Source organism: Candidatus Magnetaquicoccus inordinatus (assembly GCF_004217665.1).
Taxonomy (GTDB): Bacteria; Pseudomonadota; Magnetococcia; order Magnetococcales; family Magnetaquicoccaceae; genus Magnetaquicoccus; species Magnetaquicoccus inordinatus.
This window is the reverse complement of sequence record NZ_RXIU01000461.1, coordinates 1-1,348: the sequence shown is the minus strand read 5'-3', so window position 1 is coordinate 1,348 and position 1,348 is coordinate 1. Positions and strand designations below refer to the sequence as shown.

Below are 1,348 nucleotides of genomic sequence, written 5' to 3'. Positions count from 1 at the left end.
CCCAACTCGGCCAAGGTTGCCCCGGCCATAATGCGGGCCGCCATCTTGGCCAACGGTACCCCGGTGGCTTTGGAGACAAAAGGCACCGTGCGTGAAGCACGGGGATTGACCTCCAGGATATAGACCGTCTCCTGCTGAATGGCAAACTGCACATTCATCAAGCCCACCACGTGCAGCGCTTTGGCCAATTGAATGGTCTGTTGCTCGATGGTATCGATCAGACGTTGGTTGACCGAATAGGGGGGCAGAGAGCAGGCAGAGTCGCCGGAGTGTACCCCTGCCTCTTCGATATGTTCCATGATGCCACCCACCACCACAGAGGTGCCGTCGGCAACACAGTCAACATCAATTTCTATGGCATTGTTCAGAAAATGGTCGAGCAAAACCGGATGATCGGGGGAGGCTCGGACCGCAGTACGCATATAGCGCTCCAGGTCGCTTTGATCATGCACCACCTCCATGGCGCGACCGCCCAGAACATAGGAGGGGCGTACCACCACCGGATAACCCACATCCTTGGCAATGGCCACCGCCTCTTCGGCGGAGCGGGCGATACCGTTACGTGGTTGTCGCAGTTGCAATTGGTGCAGCAGTTGTTGGAAACGCTCCCGATCTTCGGCAATATCAATGGCTTCAGGAGTGGTGCCGATGATCGGTGCACCCGCCGCTTCCAGGGCTTTGGCCAGTTTAAGCGGCGTCTGTCCTCCCAGTTGCACGATGATGCCAGTCGGTTGTTCGACGGCGACGATGGCCATCACATCCTCAAAGGTGAGCGGCTCAAAATAGAGACGGTCGGAGGTGTCATAGTCGGTGGAGACGGTTTCCGGATTGCAGTTGACCATGATGGTCTCAAATCCGGCTTCACGCAGAGCAAAGGCGGCATGCACACAGCAATAATCAAACTCAATGCCCTGTCCGATGCGGTTGGGACCACCACCGAGAATCATGATTTTTTGGCGCGTCGAGGGTCTGGCTTCGCACTGGCTTTCATAGGTGGAGTAGAGATAGGCGGTTTGCGAAGGAAATTCAGCAGCACAGGTATCGACCCGTTTATAGACCGGCAAGATGGCCAGTTGACGACGCAGGGCATAGAGATCGGCAGCACTGCAGTCGAGCAGTTGCGCCAGACGACGGTCGGAGAAGCCCATCTCTTTCAATCTGCGCAGCTTTTGGGCAGAGAGATCGTTCACCGAGAGCCCTTGCAGGGATTGCTCTGCCTCAATCAGTTGCGCCATTTGATCGATAAACCAGGGATCGATGGCACTGGATTGGTGGATCCATTGCAGAGGTTTGCCCAGACGCAGGGCGTCGGCGACATAGAGAATGCGATCGGGACCGGCATGGCGCA

General features: G+C 56.7%; 1 protein-coding gene. It reads right to left on the bottom strand.

The genetic code is table 11. The features are described 5' to 3' along the window. The coding region (gene carB, locus EJP87_RS16545; protein ID WP_130472939.1) for a carbamoyl-phosphate synthase large subunit at positions 1-1,348 on the bottom strand (1,348 nt) is incomplete at both ends.